Source organism: Aeromonas sp. S19(2024), assembly GCF_041402625.1.
GTDB lineage: Bacteria > Pseudomonadota > Gammaproteobacteria > Enterobacterales > Aeromonadaceae > Aeromonas > Aeromonas caviae.
The window spans coordinates 129,708-145,522 of record NZ_JBGLQU010000007.1 but is presented as its reverse complement, the minus strand read 5'-3'; the positions used below and the strand labels follow the sequence as shown (position 1 = coordinate 145,522).

At 63.1% G+C, this 15,815-nt stretch carries 12 protein-coding genes; 6 read left to right on the top strand and 6 right to left on the bottom strand.

Going from position 1 to position 15,815, the window contains the following annotated elements; translation table 11 throughout:
* Nucleotides 1-134: 134 nt before the first annotated feature.
* The 4 genes from ACB037_RS15225 (at nt 135) to ACB037_RS15210 (ending at nt 7,975) form a co-directional block, all read left to right on the top strand.
* Entirely contained in the window at nt 135-338 is a 204-nt protein-coding gene (locus tag ACB037_RS15225; RefSeq protein ID WP_080768051.1) for a hypothetical protein, read from the top strand.
* 144 nt (nt 339-482) lie between these two features.
* Nucleotides 483-4,757 (top strand): transporter substrate-binding domain-containing protein, encoded by a 4,275-nt coding sequence (locus ACB037_RS15220; RefSeq protein WP_371175526.1) that lies wholly within the window; start codon nt 483-485, stop codon nt 4,755-4,757.
* Nucleotides 4,750-5,961: an EAL domain-containing protein gene (locus ACB037_RS15215; RefSeq protein ID WP_371175525.1), complete on the top strand. Its 1,212-nt coding sequence runs from the start codon at nt 4,750-4,752 to the stop codon at nt 5,959-5,961. Before ACB037_RS15220 ends, ACB037_RS15215 begins: the two co-directional genes overlap by 8 nt.
* Before the next feature lie 37 nt (nt 5,962-5,998).
* Nucleotides 5,999-7,975 (top strand): methyl-accepting chemotaxis protein, encoded by a 1,977-nt coding sequence (locus tag ACB037_RS15210; RefSeq protein WP_043152548.1) that lies wholly within the window; start codon nt 5,999-6,001, stop codon nt 7,973-7,975.
* A 167-nt stretch (nt 7,976-8,142) separates the two neighbouring features.
* On the opposite strand, the gene rfaH is transcribed toward ACB037_RS15210, so the two are convergent.
* The 4 genes from rfaH to metN form a co-directional block, all read right to left on the bottom strand.
* Nucleotides 8,143-8,643: a transcription/translation regulatory transformer protein RfaH gene (gene rfaH, locus ACB037_RS15205; protein ID WP_010673182.1), complete on the bottom strand. Its 501-nt coding sequence runs from the start codon at nt 8,641-8,643 to the stop codon at nt 8,143-8,145.
* 97 nt (nt 8,644-8,740) lie between these two features.
* Nucleotides 8,741-9,541 (bottom strand): methionine ABC transporter substrate-binding lipoprotein MetQ, encoded by an 801-nt coding sequence (gene metQ / locus ACB037_RS15200; RefSeq protein WP_010673183.1) that lies wholly within the window; start codon nt 9,539-9,541, stop codon nt 8,741-8,743.
* Between the two features lie 26 nt (nt 9,542-9,567).
* Nucleotides 9,568-10,221 (bottom strand): methionine ABC transporter permease, encoded by a 654-nt coding sequence (locus ACB037_RS15195; RefSeq protein ID WP_029313844.1) that lies wholly within the window; start codon nt 10,219-10,221, stop codon nt 9,568-9,570.
* Nucleotides 10,202-11,245, bottom strand: a complete 1,044-nt coding sequence (metN, locus tag ACB037_RS15190; RefSeq protein WP_039040957.1) for a methionine ABC transporter ATP-binding protein MetN — start codon at nt 11,243-11,245, stop codon at nt 10,202-10,204. Before metN ends, ACB037_RS15195 begins: the two co-directional genes overlap by 20 nt.
* Nucleotides 11,246-11,717: 472 nt before the next feature.
* Between metN and ACB037_RS15185 the strand changes: the two genes are divergently transcribed.
* Nucleotides 11,718-12,173 carry a hypothetical protein gene (locus tag ACB037_RS15185; RefSeq protein ID WP_371175524.1) on the top strand — a complete coding sequence of 152 codons (456 nt, stop codon included), beginning with the start codon at nt 11,718-11,720 and terminating at the stop codon, nt 12,171-12,173.
* Between the two features lie 52 nt (nt 12,174-12,225).
* Here the strand turns inward: ACB037_RS15185 and ppgK are convergent, their stop codons facing one another.
* Nucleotides 12,226-12,969, bottom strand: a complete 744-nt coding sequence (ppgK, locus tag ACB037_RS15180; RefSeq protein WP_010673187.1) for a polyphosphate--glucose phosphotransferase — start codon at nt 12,967-12,969, stop codon at nt 12,226-12,228.
* 83 nt (nt 12,970-13,052) lie between these two features.
* Nucleotides 13,053-14,207, bottom strand: coding sequence for a tRNA epoxyqueuosine(34) reductase QueG (queG, locus tag ACB037_RS15175; protein WP_371175523.1), 1,155 nt, complete (start codon nt 14,205-14,207; stop codon nt 13,053-13,055).
* 99 nt (nt 14,208-14,306) lie between these two features.
* Between queG and ACB037_RS15170 the strand changes: the two genes are divergently transcribed.
* Nucleotides 14,307-15,809: an NAD(P)H-hydrate dehydratase gene (locus ACB037_RS15170; protein WP_319861851.1), complete on the top strand. Its 1,503-nt coding sequence runs from the start codon at nt 14,307-14,309 to the stop codon at nt 15,807-15,809.
* Nucleotides 15,810-15,815 lie beyond the last annotated feature (6 nt).

Here is a 15,815-nt window from a genome sequence, read left to right as displayed (position 1 = left end):
GCAGCGCGAAGACTCGTGCTCTTTATTTGCCGCGTGGAGGGGACAGGTAACACCTGCTTTTTTCATCACCCGCGGTTGTCCCGCAGGGTGATCACCTCTCTCCGGGGGAACCGCACGTTCAACTGGAGAATATTATGTCTATCGAACTCGCCCTGCTGCGCCACGTAGAGACCCTGGTTCAAAAAAGGATCACCCGGCTGGAGCGTCGCGTCAGCTACCTGCACCTTTCGCCTGCCCTGCTCAAAGACATCGGGCTGGAAGGGCAAAATGTGCAGATCGCCCACATCCGTGAGCGGGAGTTTCAAACCGGTTTCCGGCTCGGGAATCGAATAACCTGATGGGAGGGGGCATGGCCCCCGATCTGGTGGATGGCAGGCCTGGGCCTGCCATTTTTCTTTCCTGATGAGCATTGTCTCAATTTAGTTGTCGCACATTGCGCCAAACACTCTATGATCCCCCTCCGTTTCGTATGGGAGTTGATAATGTTCCGCCGCTGCTGTCGTCTCATCCTGCTATGTGGTCTGGCTTTCTGGAGCCTGATGGTTGCGGCTGCGCCGGCGCAACTGGACCAGAGCAACTTCACCCTGGACGAACTGCACTGGCTTGCCACCCATGATGAACTGGTCGTCGGCATGCCTTCGGCGGCTTGGCCACCCTATGTCTATACCGATGGGCGCGGCAACTTCACCGGCCCCCTGGATGAGTTCGCCTCCCAGATTGCAGCCAGGCTGGGGGTGAGCCTTCGCTACCGTGCCTATGCCAACAATGCGGCGGTCCAGCAGGCCTTGCTGGATGGCAAGGTCGACATGTTGATCGGGGTGGCACCGAGCCCGACCCGCACCCTGCAGATGCAATTTACCTCCGAGCTGATGGCACTGCCCCGCGCCGTGCTGCTGACGGGGGGGCGGGAGAGCCTCTCCCTGGAGGAGGCCTATGGGGTGCGCTGGGTCTGCGTCTTCGGTGTCAGCGCCTGCGATGAGCTGCTGCGCCTGGGGATCTCGAACCTGATCACGGCCGACAGCCGGGACGAGGCGATCTTCATGCTCAAGGAGGGCAAGGCGGATGCCTACCTGGCCGAGTTGCCCATGCTGAACAGGCTGCAAGCCATGGCGGGCATGGCGCTGGCCAGGATCGACTGGATGAGAGATACCTCCCTCGCCATGGCCGTGGCGCCCAGGAATAATGTCTTGCAGGGATTGCTGGAGCGGGCCCTCGAGGATATCTCTCCCCTCGAGCGTCGCGCCATTCTGGAGGCGGGGGATATCCTCGACTATGCCCTGGTGAAAAGGAGCAGGGAGATCGTCTTCAATCCGCAGGAGCAGGCGTGGTTGCAAGCACATCCGGTCATCCGCTACGGGGTTGCCCCGGATTGGCCCGGGATGAGCGAGGTGGACGACAGGGGGCGGCTCAAGGGGCTCATTGCCGATCTGCTGACACTGATGAGCCAGCGTGCCGGGCTCCAGTTCACCCTGGTGCCGACCCGGAGCTGGGCCCAGAGCATGGCGCTCTTCCAGGATCGCAAGCTGGATCTCATCCCGGCCATGACTCCCACCGCGGAGCGTCAGCAGTTTGCCCGGTTTACCCCCAACTACGCGTCGATCAACCGGGTGGTCGTGGCGAGGCAGGGGATGGCCGAGCTCACCGCCGCCAGGGCACTGAAAGGGCACAGGGTGGGCATGGTAGGGGGCTCGGTGGAGCAGGTCTTGCTGAACAAGGTGGGGGCCATCGCCGTGCCGGTGGCCAGCGATGCCGAATTGCTGCCCCTGCTGGACCAGCAGAAGGTCGACTATGTGCTGATGAGCACCACCACCCTGGAGCAGTCGCTGCAAAAGGGATTCAGCGACCGCTACCAGGTGGTCTTCTCCGGCAGCGACCTGCGGGTACCCATCGCCATGGCGACCCAGTTGCAGGATCCCATGCTGCAGCAGATCCTCACCAAGGTGCTGATCGCCATTCCCCCCGACGAGCTCTCCGCCCTGGAGAAAAAGTGGCTCTCCCTGACCATACAGACGGGACTGGATCCGAAGACGGTGCTGCTCTGGTCCTCCCTTGGCGGCGGCATCTTCCTGCTCTGCCTCTTGCTGTTCATGGGCTGGAACCGGACGTTGCGCCGCCAGATCAGCCAGCGGCGGGAGGCCGAGCGGCGGCTCGAGGAGCAGTTGATGTTTGTCCAGATGATGCTGGATGCCCTGCCCAACCAGGTGGTGCTGACCAACGAGCGCTATGAAGTGGCAATGACGAACCGGGCGTACCGGCAGATGTTTCTCGGCGGGGAGAATCTGACAGGCTCCTATGAGCGGTTGCTCCAGAATCGATTGCCCGAGTCGATCCGTGCCAGGGTGATGGAGGAGGATGCCAGCGTCTGGGAGAGCGGAGAGGAGCTTCATGGCCGGGGCGAGATCCGGTTTGATGACGATCGCCTGCACCAGATGATCTACACCAAGCGGCTCTTTGCGGGGCCCGATGACAAGCGGCTCGGGATCCTGACAGTGCTGACCGACGTGACCGAGCTGGAGCAGGCGCGGTTTGCGGCCCAGGAGGCGCAGACCCGGCTGACCCAGATCACCGACAGCATGCCGGGTCTGGTCTATCAGTATCACTGGCTTGGGCCGGGCAAGGGGCACTTCCTCTACACCTCGCAAGGGGTCAGGGAGATGGTGGGGGTGGAAGAGGACCTGGTCGGCATGGCTGTCACCGGTGCCTCCATCCTGGGGCTGACAGGCAAGGCGCACGAGGACTTCGTGGCCACGGTGGATCGTCATGCCCTGAGCATGCAGCCGCTGGATCTCGAGGTGGAGATCCGGCGTCAGGGGGAGGCGGGCTATTTGCAGATCCGTGGTCATTTCGTTCACCAGGAGGGGCTTGAAGGGGTCATATTGAACGGCGTGGTGCAGGACATCACCAAGCTCAAGCGCCAGGAGCTGGAGCTGCGCCAGGCCAGGCGGGTGGCGGAGGAGGCGACCCAGGCGCGCAGCCGCTTCCTCGCCACCATGAGTCATGAGCTTCGCACTCCCATCTCCGGCATGCACGGCATGCTGGAGCTGCTGCAAATGAGCGCGCTGGACGACGATCAGCGCTACATGTTGCGCAATATCTCGACCTCCACCAACCATCTGCTCTATCTGGTGAACGACATCCTGGACTTCTCCAAGATGGAAGCCGGGCAGTTGCAACTGCACCCCCATCACTGCCGCTTGACCTCGGTGATTTGCGATGTCATCCGGGGACATGCGGCCCTGGCCTATGGCAAGGGGCTCAACGTGACGCTGCGGTGGGGGAAGACGGTGCCGGATCTGGCCTGCATCGACGGGATAAGGGTGGGGCAGGTGATCTCCAATCTGTTGAACAACGCGGTGAAGTTCACCGAGGCAGGGGCGATCGCCATCCAGGTGGATTATGAAGACGACCGGCTGGCCTTCCGGGTCCGGGATACCGGGATAGGCATCGCCCTGGAGCAACAGCGCACCCTCTTCATCCCGTTCAAGCAGGTGGAGTCCGACACCAATCGCCGGTTTGGCGGCACCGGGCTCGGGCTGGCCATCTGTCATCAACTCACCCAGAAAATGGGGGGGAGCCTGACCCTGGAAAGTACCCCCGGAATGGGCACCTGCGTGACCTTCACGCTGCCCCTGGCCGAGTGCCAGTGGGAAGCGCCGCCCCTGACCGGTCAGGTATGGTGGTGGTTTGGGGAGGATGAGGGGCTGGAATCGGTGATGGCCAGGCTGGGCGCCAGACTGGTTCGCATGGAGGCACACCATTGGCAGCAGCCCCTCGAGGGGCATCTGCTGGCGCAGGAGAATCACCTGGAACAGGCCCTTGGCAGTGACTGGCTGGCCTGTTTGCAGCGTTCGAACCTCAAGGGCATAGTACTCTCTCCCCATGAGGCCCTGCGGGGGCGCATGGGGGGCGACGCCTGGTGGCGACTGGGACAATCGCCTCTCTACCCCGATCTGTTGCTGGAAACCTGCCAGTCACTGTTCAACCAGCAGGCGAGCCAGTCGAAGGGGATGGAGGGGGAGAAGCTCAGGGGGCGGGTGCTGGTGGCCGATGATCACCCCGTCAACCGGGCATTGCTGACGAGGCAGCTCGCTATCCTGGGGCTCGAATCCGAGGTAGTGGAAGATGGCGAGGAGGCGCTGCGCGCCTGGCAGGGACAGGACTTCGCCCTGCTGCTGACCGACTGCCACATGCCGGTGATGGATGGCTATGCCCTCACGCGAGCCTTGCGGGATGCCGGGGACAGTGCTCCCATTATCGGGGTGACGGCCGATACCTCTGAGGAGGCGAGCCAACAGATGCGTGATGCCGGCATGAACGACATGCTGTTCAAGCCCTACAGCCTGGATGCCCTGAGCCAGACCCTGGGACGCTGGTTGCCGACTCAGGAAGAACAGCTCGCCTCGGAGGCGCCCCGGCAAGCCAGGGTTCAGCTACCTGGCATAAGCTGGTTGACCCTGTTCGGGGATGAGGCGGTGGCTCGCAGCATGGCCAGCGAATACCTGGAAGCCAACGAGCAGGATGGCGAGGACATGAGGCTGGCGCTGGCCAGCCAGGATACCCAGGCGCTGGTGGAGACGGCACATCGCATCAAGGGGGCCGCGCGCATGGTAGGACAGCAGGCATTGGCAGAGGAGGCGGCCCGGCTGGAGGCGGCGGCCAGATTGAAACAACTGGACAAGCTCGATGACCTGGCCAGGGCGGTACAGGCATTGATGGACTCTATCAGAGGTGAAACGGGGTTATGGCTCGATGAATAGCGCACGGCATGAGTTGGCGATCATGGTGGTGGAGGATCACAACTTCCAGCGCAAGGCCCTGATGCACCAGATCCGCGGACTGGGCTACGGCAACCTGCTGGAGGCGCAGGACGGGGAGGAGGCGCTGGCACAGTGCCAGCACCACAGGGTCGACATCCTGTTCTGCGATCTGCGCATGCCCGGCATGGATGGCATGGCGCTGCTGCGCCGCCTCTCCCTTGGCGGGTTCCGCGGCGGCATTGTGCTGTGCAGCGCCCTGGAGGATGACGTGGTCGATGCCGTGCTGCGCATGAGCCGGGCCTATGGCCTGCAGGTGCTGGGGCGCATCGAGAAACCCGCGTCTCCCCAGCAGATCGCGCAGCTCATCGGTGCCTGGCGGCCCCAGCAGGTGCGCAGCCAGGAAGAGGATGGTTATCACCTGACCCTGGATGATCTGCGCCGGGCGCTGGATCAGGACCAGTTACTGCCCTGGTATCAACCCAAGGTGGGTTTTCACAACGGGGAGTGGCTCGGCATGGAGGCGCTTGCCCGCTGGCAGCACCCCGAATATGGCCTTATCTCGCCGGCCCGTTTCATCCCGCTGGCGGAGCACAACGGGCTCATCGACCCGCTCACCGAGGTGATCATCGGCAAGGCGCTGCGGGACGGCCACCTGTGGGAGAAGACCGGGCTCTCCCTGAACCTGTCGATGAACCTCTCCACCACCTCCCTCATCGAGGGGGATCTGTGCAACACCCTGCTCAGCCACTGCCAGCGCTGGAGCATCAACCCCGAGCTCATCACCCTCGAAGTGACCGAGAGCGCCTTCGTCAAGGATCTCGGCAAGTCGCTGGAGGTGCTGACCCGCTTGCGGATGCACGGTTTTGGTCTCTCCATCGATGATTTCGGGACCGGCTACTCCTCCATGCAGCAGCTCGCCCTGCTCCCCTTTACCGAGTTGAAACTGGACAGATCCTTCGTGGATCGCTGCTATGAAGATCCCTCTCGCCTAGCCATCATCGAGTCCAGCATCGAGCTGGCTCGCAAGTTGGGCTTGAAATCGGTGGCCGAGGGGGTCGAAGATGAGGCGACCTGGCAATTGCTGGCGAAGCTGGGGTGCGATCAATGCCAGGGCTTCTTCTCCGCCCGTCCCATGCCCCGCGAGGAGCTGATGGGATGGCATCAGGGTTGGCAGGCTCGTTTGCCCGCGCTCATCAGACGCTAATCCCGGGCAGGATGCCCGACGAATTCCAAGGATGGCCATGAAAATATCAAGCAAGTTGTTGTTGAGCTTCTGTTTTATCAACCTGCTCATCATTCTCTCCTCCGCCCTTGTCTATCATCAGCTCGGCCGGATCGAAGGCTCGCAAGATGCCTTGCTGGCCCAGGCCCTGCCCGCCCTGCAGCGGGACGAGGCGAGCCAGAAAGCCCTGATTGCCACCGTTTCATCCCTGCGGGCCTATCTCATCCTCGGCAAGGATCCGGCACAGGGTGATCGCATCAAGCAGGAGTGGGAAGAGGCCTGGCACGCCATCGAGCGCCAGCGTTTCACCCCCGACCTGACCCGGGCACTCAAGGATTTCAAGGGGGCACAGTCACAGGTGTGGGCCCTGGCTCACACCGAAGAGAACCTGCCCGCCCACACCCTGATGCTGCTGGAGGCCGGCCCTCTGGCGGAGTCGGCCCTCGATCAGTTGCAGTCTTTTGCCAATGAAGAGGTGGCAACGCCCCAGGCGACGTTGCCCGGTGACAGGCGCCTGCTGCTCAAGCAGGTGGGGGATGCCTACAACAGCCTGGGCAATGCGCTCTCTGCCCTGCGGGATTTCCTCATCTCGGGGGAGAAGGAGTACCTGGACAAGTACCGGGACTACTACCAGTTCCACCAGCAGCGGGTGGCCGAGCTGAAGCAGCAAGAGGCCAACTTCACCGAGGCACAAAAGGGGCTCTGGACGCTCTTTGAAGAGATGTCAGCCCCCTTTGCCGAGCTGGTCGGCCAGGTGATCGAGAAGCGCCAGGCCCCGGACTGGGACAGGGCCAACCACCTGATGGCCACCGAGATAGAGCCCGCCCTGACCCGGCTGGCGGATCAGCTGGCGACCCAGGTGACCCATACCCGTGCCGAGGTGGACAAGATGGCGGGGGAGATGGCGGCCGCCAGTCAGACCATTCACCGCACCCTGCTGCTGGCCACCACCAGCGTCATCCTGCTGGGCACCCTGGTGGCCCTGCTGTTCAGCCGACGCCTGACCCGGGACATCGCCAGCCTGGTGAAACGGGCGGGCCTGGTGGCCGATGGCCGCCTCCCCGTCACCCCCTTGCCCGTGCTTCGTCAGGATGAGCTGGGAGGGCTCACGGGCTCCATCAATCGGATGTCGGCACAGTTGCGCGAGCTGGTGGGGGAGATCCAGGGGGCGGTCGGTCAGGTGGAAGGGGCTGGCCGCGAGGTGGGCCAGACCACCAATGCCATCGTGGATGATCTGGCAAGCCAGAATCAGCGGCTCGATGCGGTGGCAGCCGCCATCGAGCAGATGTCGGTCAGTACCCGGGATGTGGCGGGCAACATTGCGGACGCGGCGGGAGCGGCTCGCCAGACCGAGCAACAGGCAAGGGAGGGGGAGCAGGCCCTTGCCCGCATGGGGACCACCATGGCGCAGATTGGTGCCATGATTGCCCAGGCAAACCAGGCGATGACGCAGCTCAGCAGCCAGAGCGAGCAAGTGGGGAGGGTCACCGAAGTGATCGCCACCATCGCCGAGCAGACCAATCTGCTGGCACTCAATGCGGCCATCGAGGCGGCGCGGGCCGGTGAGCAGGGACGGGGATTTGCCGTGGTGGCCGATGAAGTGAGGCAGTTGGCCAGCCGCACCAGCGCATCGACCATGGAGATCAACCAGACCATTGCCAGCATCCAGCAGCAGACCCGGGAGACCGCGGATACCGTGGGCAGCGGCACCCTGCTGGTGGAGCAGGGGCGCGGCGCCGTGGCCTCGGTGACCGAGACCCTGGAGTCGATGGCGACGCTGGTGCAGGATCTCAGCGGCCAGCTTGCCGCCATCGCCACCGCCACCGAGCAGCAGTCAAGGGCGGCGCAGGAGGTGGCGGGCACGGTGGAGGAGATTGCCGGGCTCAGCCATCAGTCCAGCGAGCATGGCCAGCAGGGGGAGCAGATCGCCGCCCGCCTGACCCGGGAGACGGGGAGACTGACATCGGCCATCAGCCGCTTCGAACTGGATGCCTGACGCAAGGGAGAGAAAAACGGGGCAGACCTCTGGGTCTGCCCCGTTTTTTTCGGCCCGAAAACCTGGTGGTGGAAGGATGCACGCCGCAGGTGCGGTCCTGACCGTTCGGAAGCTGGGGGATGGTGTCTTGTGTACTGCCCTGTGTCTCTTTCTGCCGGCAGGACGGGTCACTCCAGGCGGCGGAAGGCCTGGTTTTCGAAGCTGCTGCAGGTCTCCTGGTTGAGCAGGTTGACCAGCAGGATGGCCCGCTTTTCGCCATCCGGCTCCAGATAGATGGCTTCAAACCCGGCGAGGGGGCCGGATTCGATAAGTACCTTGTCTCCCTGGGTCGGCAGACGGGCATAGCTGGCGCGCGCCTCGTCGCTGTCGTCCCGGCTCATGAGCCGGTAGATCAGCTGGCTGCTGACGGGGGTCCACTCCTTGCCGAAGTGGATGATGCGACTGATGCCCCGGGTCGATTTCAGGGTGACCGGGGTGACCTCTTCCAGATCCACGTAGATGAAGAGATAGTTGGGGAACATGGGCTCGCGCTGGGGCACGCGCTTGCCTCGCCGCAGTTTTTCAATCTCGACCATGGGGTAATAGGATTCAACGCCCTGGGCTGCCAGATGGGCGCGGGCGCGGGCCTCTTCCTTGGGTTTGCAGTAGGCCAGATACCATTTTTTCATTGTTGTTCTGTTTTTCGTGTTGCCGTGCTTCTGGCTATCATAACGGGGGTAAAAAAAAAGGCCACGCTTGACGTGGCCTTTTTTCCAGAGTGAGTGATTACCAACCTTTCACCAGACCGCCCTTGAACAGCTCGGTCCCCTTCTTGAAGACCTCGTCGGTCTGGAAGGACTGGACGAACTCCTTGACCTTCTCGTCGTCCTTGTTGTTCTCGCGAGCAACGATCAGGTTGACGTAGGGGGACTCCTTGTCTTCGACAAACAGGCCGTTCTCGGTCGGGGTCAGACCAATCTGACCGGCGAAGGTGTTGTTGATGATGGCCAGATCCACGTCTTCCAGGGAGCGCGGCAGTTGTGCGGCTTCCAGCTCGACGATCTTGAAGTTGCGCGGGTTGCTGGCGATGTCCAGTACGGTCGCTTCCAGACCGGCACCCTCTTTCAGCTTCAGCAGGCCCTGCTTCTCCAGCAGGATCAGGGAACGACCCAGGTTGGTCGGATCGTTCGGCACCGCGATCTGGGCACCGTCTTTCAGCTCGGACAGGGCCTTGACCTTCTTGGAGTAACCGGCGATCGGGTAGACGAAGGTGTTGCCGACCGGCACCAGCTTGAAGCCGCGATCACGGATCTGGGCATCCAGGTAGGGCTTGTGCTGGAAGGCGTTGACGTCGACGCTGCCGTCGTTCAGGGCCACGTTCGGGGTGACGTAGTCGGAGAAGGTGACCACTTCGACGGTCAGGCCGTATTTTTCCTTGGCCACCTTGGCCGCGGTCTCAACCAGCTCGGTCTCGGGACCGGCGATGGCGCCCACCTTCAGGGTCTTGTTCTCTTCCTTCTGGCCGCAGCCGACCAGTACCAGGGTTGCCAGCAGCGCAGCTGCTGCGGATTTGATGCCCAATTTCATAAAAACCTCCTGTCAGAAATCGACGATTAACGATGATCACATTGTTTGACCAGGCGCTCACCCGCGCTCTGGATGAGTTGAACCAGCACCACCAGAATGACCACGGTGACCAGCATGACGGTGGGATCGAAACGCTGGTAGCCGTAGCGAATACCCACATCACCGAGACCACCGCCTCCGATGGCACCTGCCATGGCGGAGTAGTTCACCAGGGTGACGAGGGTGATGATGACGCTGTTGAGGATCCCCGGCAGGGCCTCGGGCAGCAGCACCTTGGCGATGATTTGCAGGGGCTTGGCCCCCATGGCCTTGGCCGCTTCCAGCAGGCCGTCAGGCACCTCCATCAGAGCCCCTTCCACCAGGCGGGCGATGAAGGGAATGCAGCCCACGGTCAGCGGCACGATGGCGGCGATGGTGCCGATGCTGGTGCCGACGATGAAGCGGGTCAACGGAATGATGGCGACCAGCAGAATGATGAAGGGCACCGAGCGACCGACGTTGACGATGACGCCCAGGACCTTGTTGAGCAGCGGATTGGCCAGGATCTGGCCCGCCTTGGTCACGTGCAGCGCCACGCCGAGCGGCAGGCCGAGCAGGCAGCCGAACAGGGCGGAGGCAAACACCATGATGAGGGTGTCGCCCAGAGCCGAAATCAGCAGATTAATCATTGCTTCGGACATAACCCATTACCTCCAGCTGAATGTGGTTGTCGATGAGGAACTGCTGGGTGGCCTCGCACTGGGCCTCGTCCCCGAACAGTTCCGCCAGCAGGAAGCCGAACTTGACGCCACCGGCGTATTCGATGTCTGCGCTCAGGATGCTGATGTCGATGTTGAAACGGCGGCTCGCCTCGGAAATCAGCGGCGAATCCACCGTGGTCCCGGTAAAGCCGAGCTTCACCAGGGGATAGCTGCCGGGCACCCGGTCGCTACTCATCCGATCCTGATACTCCTGAGGCACTTCCAGGTGGATGGTGGAGTGGATGAAATCCCGGGCCAGCTGGGTCTTGGCATTGCTGAAGAACCAGGCCACTTCCCCCTGCTCGATGAGACGGCCGTCGCTGATGATGGCCACTTCGTCGCAGATCCCCTTCACCACGTCCATTTCGTGGGTGATGAGCAGTATGGTGAGCCCCAGCTTGACGTTGATCTCCTTGAGCAGGGTCAGGATCGAGCGGGTGGTCTGCGGGTCGAGGGCCGAGGTGGCCTCGTCACACAGCAGGACCTTGGGAGCCGGTGCCAGGGCGCGGGCGATGGCGACGCGCTGCTTCTGCCCGCCGGAGAGCTCGGACGGATAGGCGTGGGCACGGGCTTCCAGCCCGACCAGGGCCAGCAGTTCGCTGACCCGGCTCTGGATCTTGTCCTTGCTCCAGCCCGCCAGCTCCAGCGGGAAGGCGATGTTGGCAGAGACGGTGCGAGAGGCCAGCAGGTTGAAGTGCTGGAAGATCATGCCGATCTGGCGACGAGCCTGAGTCAGATCCCGCTCGCTGAGGGCGACCAGGTCCTGGCCATCGACGATGACCTGCCCCTCGGTGGGGCGCTCCAGCAGGTTGACGCAGCGGATGAGGGTACTCTTGCCGGCACCGGAGGCACCGATCACCCCGAAGATCTTGCCTTGGGGCACATGCAGGCTCACGTCACGCAGGGCGTGCACGGCATCACTGCCTTTACCGTAGACTTTGTTGAGACCGATCAACTTAATCATGGATTCTTCCGTGCTAACAGCCTTAAAGCACAGGGCGCTACAGGCGGGTAAATTGGGCAGAGGTTTCACTGGGTAGCTCTGTCATCATGGAGGATGATGCTAAGATGTCCGGATGGCTGTGTCAACGCATGTTTTTACGTCTAGACGTCTAAAAAATGGATAAGGATTCCCGCCATTTGACTATGGTGTGGAGGTATCACCACCAGTATCAATATTAGATTCCGATTTGATGACTCTAGTCCGAATATAAGCTGGTAAATATCTTTTATGTCGTCGATTTGATGTCTCCCCTTCGGACAAGGTGCCCGGTCGTCCGGGCTGCATCGCTGCCGGTTTCCCCTTCCTCCTGCCGTCTCTTTTTCTGTTTTCTTTTCCATCTCCTTGATGCAGAACAATAAATGACCAGTTCGTGGCCGTGTCGACATGCCAGCTCCCTATACTGGCTGCAGGTAGATGCCAGGAGGGAGGCGAGATGCGATTCCAACAGATCAAGGACCTGATGCTCTATCTCGAGGAGCTTCATCATCGGCAAGGGCACATTTACGGGCGCCAGATCCTCCGGGTGGATGCTGAGCGCAGCAGGATGTTGCTGGCCTATCTGCAAGGGCGGGAGGATGCCGCGGCGGCTCATCTGCACGATTATCGCGAGCAGATGGGAAGCGCGGTGAAGGAGACCTGGCTGGATCAGGGATTTGGCGAGGATCTGCTGGCCGAGGGGGATCGTCTGGCGCTGCCCGCCACAACCCAGCCCGCGGAGATAGTGGCCCTGGTGTCACGCCAGGAGGAGAGGCTCATCGGCGAGCTGGAACGTCTGGCCCGGGAGTGCCCCACGCCCGACACGGCGGCGCTGCTGAAAGCCCTGGCCTCCATGGCCCAATCCCGCCTGACCCGTCTGGTACACGGTGCTCATCGCCTCGACGATCTCTGAGCCCGGATGAGAGAGACCCGGCACGGGCCGGGTCTTCTGATGTTGCTGGCGGTCAGCCCCCTTGCCGGGCCGCGCCATAGAGGGCGGCGCCTATGATGCCGGCCTGGTTGAGGTTCGCGGCCGCCACCAGGGGAGCCCGGGTCTCAATCTTGTCGATGAACTTGTCGAGCTTGGCGGCGCTGCCGCCCCCCAGGATGAAGAGGTCGGGGGAGAACAGAAACTCCAGGCGAGCCAGGTATTTGTTGAAACGTTTGCCCCAGCGGCCCCAGGAAAGATCCTCGCGCTTGCGCACCGCATCGGAGCAATAGTGTTCAGCCACCATGCCTTCCAGCATCAGGTGGCCCAGCTCGGTATTGGGCAGCAACTGGCCATTGACGAAGACGGCGGTACCGATGCCGGTGCCGACGGTGATGAGAATGATGACCCCCTGGCGATCCTGCCCGGTGCCAAAGCGCATCTCCGCCAGACCGGCCGCATCGGCGTCGTTCAGGACATGGCAGGGCAGGCCGGTCACATCGGCAAACAGGTGGGCGGCATCGGTCTCAATCCAGCTCTTGTCGATGTTGGAGGCATTCTTGGCGATGCCGTTGTGGATGGTGGCGGGAAAACCGCACCCCACGGGCCCCTTCCATTGGAAGTGCTCGACCAGCGCCTTGAGGGTGTGTGCCACGGCGGCCGGGGTTGCCGGTTGCGGTGTGGCGATGCGGTGGCGTTCGCCAATCAGCTCCCCGGTTTCGGTGTCGACCAGGCAGCCCTTGATCCCGGACCCCCCAATATCTACTCCCAGCATCTGCATCAGAATCTTCCTTTTATTGTGCCGATGTTCAATGGTCGGCAGAGCATGAAAAAATGGCTGCGATCCGGCAAGGGCCAGATCACTTATGCGTGATCCGGCAGACCTTTTTCGATGCAGCGGATCAGCAATCGCGTCTTTTTATTCTCTTCCTGCTGACGCCTGGCCAGGGTCGCCAGCGCCCACTCGATATGCTCGGCCACCATGGGCGCCGCCTCAGGCAGCGCCTGTTGCAGGGCGGCCAGGACCTCGTTGCTGGCCGGCCCGTTGCCAAGGGCCACTGCCAGGTTGCGGCGCCAGCGCTGATAGCCGATGCGGCGGATGGGGCTGCCTTCCGTGTGCTTGAGAAATTCGGCCTCGCTCCAGCGCCACAGCACTAGCAGGGGAGGGCGATGCAGGTCGGGGCGGGGGCTGAAATCGGGTTCGGGGCTGGCATCGGCATAGCGGTTCCAGGGGCAGATGAGCTGGCAGTCGTCGCAGCCATAGATGCGATTGCCCATGAGCGGCCTGAACTCCTCGGGAATGGGGCCGTCATTCTCGATGGTGAGATAGGAGATGCAGCGCCGTCCGTCCACCACATAGGGGGCGATGATGGCACCGGTGGGGCAGATGTTGATGCAGGCCACGCACTTGCCACACAGCTCCTTCTCCACCGGGACATCCACGGGCAGCGACAGGGCGATGAGCAATTCTCCCAGAAAGAAGAAGGAGCCGGCGGACTCGTTGATCAGCAGTGAGTGCTTTCCCACCCAGCCAAGGCCGGCCTTGGCCGCCAGCGGCCGTTCCAGAATAGGGGCCGAGTCGACGAAGGGGCGCCACTCGCCCAGGGTTTGTCCCGCTGCCTGCAACAGGGTTTCGCACCGCAGCTCGATGCGCTCCCCCAACTGTTTGAGCCGGTTGCGCAGCACCTTGTGGTAGTCGCGGCCGAGGGCATAGCGGCTGATGTAGCCGAGGGTGGGATCGCGCAGGGTGGCGGCAAAGCCCGCCTCGAACGGGAGGTAGTTCATCCGCACCGAGATGACCCGCAAGGTGCCCGGCAACAGCTCGTGGGGGCGGGCCCTCATCATGCCGTGGCGCGCCATGTAGTCCATGGTGCCGTGATAACCGGCATCCAGCCAGGCCTGCAACCTCGGCTCTTCCAGGGTGAGATCGGTGTCGGCGATGCCGACCTGGTCAAATCCTAGCTCCCTTGCCCAGAGCTTGATATCGTGGGCCAGTTGCGCAAGTTCGGCAGCCGTCATGCAGCATCCCCCCTCTGCCTGCAGGAGTGTGGCAGGCGCAGGGCGGCAATATGGCGTGCCAGTTGCCGGGTCATGGGATGATGAAACGTGGGGGCCGTCATGGTAGAGGTGTTCGGGGACGCTATCCGCAAAAATGAGTGGGAGAGTCTAGCACAACCCCTGTGGCGGGCCGAGCAGATCCGCAGCATGGAACTGCGCTGGGCCGAGCAGGAGGGGCTTCCCCTCTATGTGCTGATGGAGCGGGCCGGGACTGCGCTGTGCAACTATGCCTGTCACCACTGGCCCGACAGCCGTCAGTGGTGGATCTTCGTCGGCCCTGGCAACAACGGTGGGGATGGCTACGTGCTGGCCCGCCTTGCCCGGCGCATCGGCCTCGAGCCTTTGGTGATTGCCGCCCGGGCTCCCGGCCTGCTGAGGGGAGATGCCAGGCGGGCTGCCGAAGAGTGGCTCGCATCGGGGGGGAGCGTGACCATGGCCGAGGATCTGCTGCCCGCCACGCTGCCGCCGCCGGATCTGGTCATAGACGCACTGCTCGGTACCGGCGTCCAGCTTCCCCTCTCCTCGTCAATGACAAAGATCGTCGCAACAATCAATGGCTTGAACGCGCCCGTGCTGGCGGTGGATCTCCCCTCCGGTCTCCATGCCGACACCGGCCGCGCCATGGGCGCACTGGTGCGTGCCACCCGCACCCTCACTTTCATCGGCATCAAGCAGGGCATGCTCACCGCCGACGGGGTGGACGGAGTCGGCCACCTCGACCGGGATCCCCTGGGAGTGACGCCGGGGGAGGAACGGGTTCCCGCTGCCGAGCGGATCGATTATCCCAGCCTCAAGGGGTTGCTGACCCCGCGCAGGCGCTCGGCTCACAAGGGACACAGCGGCAAGGTACTGCTGACGGGGGGGAACCTCGGCATGCAGGGAGCGATCCTGCTGGCGGGTCAGGCCTGTCTGCGGGCGGGGGCGGGATTGGTACGCCTGCGCCAGCACCCGGATTGCCCGGCGGCCAGCCTGGTTCAACCCGAGCTGATGGGATGCCCGGCGGACATGGATGAAGGGTGGGCATCGGTGCAGGTACTGGGCCCCGGGCTCGGTCAGGATGAGTGGGGCCGGGCCCGGTTCGAACAGGGCATCGGAGCCGCCGTGCCACTGGTATTGGACGCCGATGGATTGAATTGGCTGGCGCAGGCCCCCCGTCATCAGGATAATTGGGTGCTCACGCCCCACCCCGGGGAGGCGGCTCGCCTGCTGGGTTGCTCCATCGCCGAGATCGAGGGGGACAGGTTTGCGGCCGTCTCGCGACTGCAACAGCGCTACGGTGGTGTGGTGTTGCTCAAGGGGGCGGGGTCGCTCATCTGCGACTGCAGGCGCATTTCCCTGTGCGACGAGGGTAACCCCGGCATGGCCAGTGGCGGCATGGGTGACCTCTTGTCTGGTATAATCGCCGCCCTTCTGGCTCAGGGCTGGTCTGCGGGCATGGCCACCCGACTCGGGGCCGTGATCCACGCAGAGGCCGCCGATCTGGCCGCTGCCGAGGGTGAGAGGGGCATGCTGGCATCGGATCTGCTGCCCTGGATCCGTCGTCTGGTCAATCCGACACAGTAACAAGTA

Excerpts from the sequence above, each read along its gene's own strand:
- ACB037_RS15170 (WP_319861851.1), top strand. The coding sequence starts at position 14,307 with ATGGTAGAGGTGTTCGGGGACGCTATCCGCAAAAATGAGTGGGAGAGT.
- ACB037_RS15220 (WP_371175526.1), top strand. The coding sequence starts at position 483 with ATGTTCCGCCGCTGCTGTCGTCTCATCCTGCTATGTGGTCTGGCTTTC.
- queG (WP_371175523.1), bottom strand. The coding sequence starts at position 14,207 with ATGACGGCTGCCGAACTTGCGCAACTGGCCCACGATATCAAGCTCTGG.
- ppgK (WP_010673187.1), bottom strand. The coding sequence starts at position 12,969 with ATGCAGATGCTGGGAGTAGATATTGGGGGGTCCGGGATCAAGGGCTGC.
- rfaH (WP_010673182.1), bottom strand. The coding sequence starts at position 8,643 with ATGAAAAAATGGTATCTGGCCTACTGCAAACCCAAGGAAGAGGCCCGC.
- metQ (WP_010673183.1), bottom strand. The coding sequence starts at position 9,541 with ATGAAATTGGGCATCAAATCCGCAGCAGCTGCGCTGCTGGCAACCCTG.
- metN (WP_039040957.1), bottom strand. The coding sequence starts at position 11,245 with ATGATTAAGTTGATCGGTCTCAACAAAGTCTACGGTAAAGGCAGTGAT.
- ACB037_RS15210 (WP_043152548.1), top strand. The coding sequence starts at position 5,999 with ATGAAAATATCAAGCAAGTTGTTGTTGAGCTTCTGTTTTATCAACCTG.
- ACB037_RS15195 (WP_029313844.1), bottom strand. The coding sequence starts at position 10,221 with ATGTCCGAAGCAATGATTAATCTGCTGATTTCGGCTCTGGGCGACACC.
- ACB037_RS15225 (WP_080768051.1), top strand. The coding sequence starts at position 135 with ATGTCTATCGAACTCGCCCTGCTGCGCCACGTAGAGACCCTGGTTCAA.
- ACB037_RS15185 (WP_371175524.1), top strand. The coding sequence starts at position 11,718 with ATGCGATTCCAACAGATCAAGGACCTGATGCTCTATCTCGAGGAGCTT.
- ACB037_RS15215 (WP_371175525.1), top strand. The coding sequence starts at position 4,750 with ATGAATAGCGCACGGCATGAGTTGGCGATCATGGTGGTGGAGGATCAC.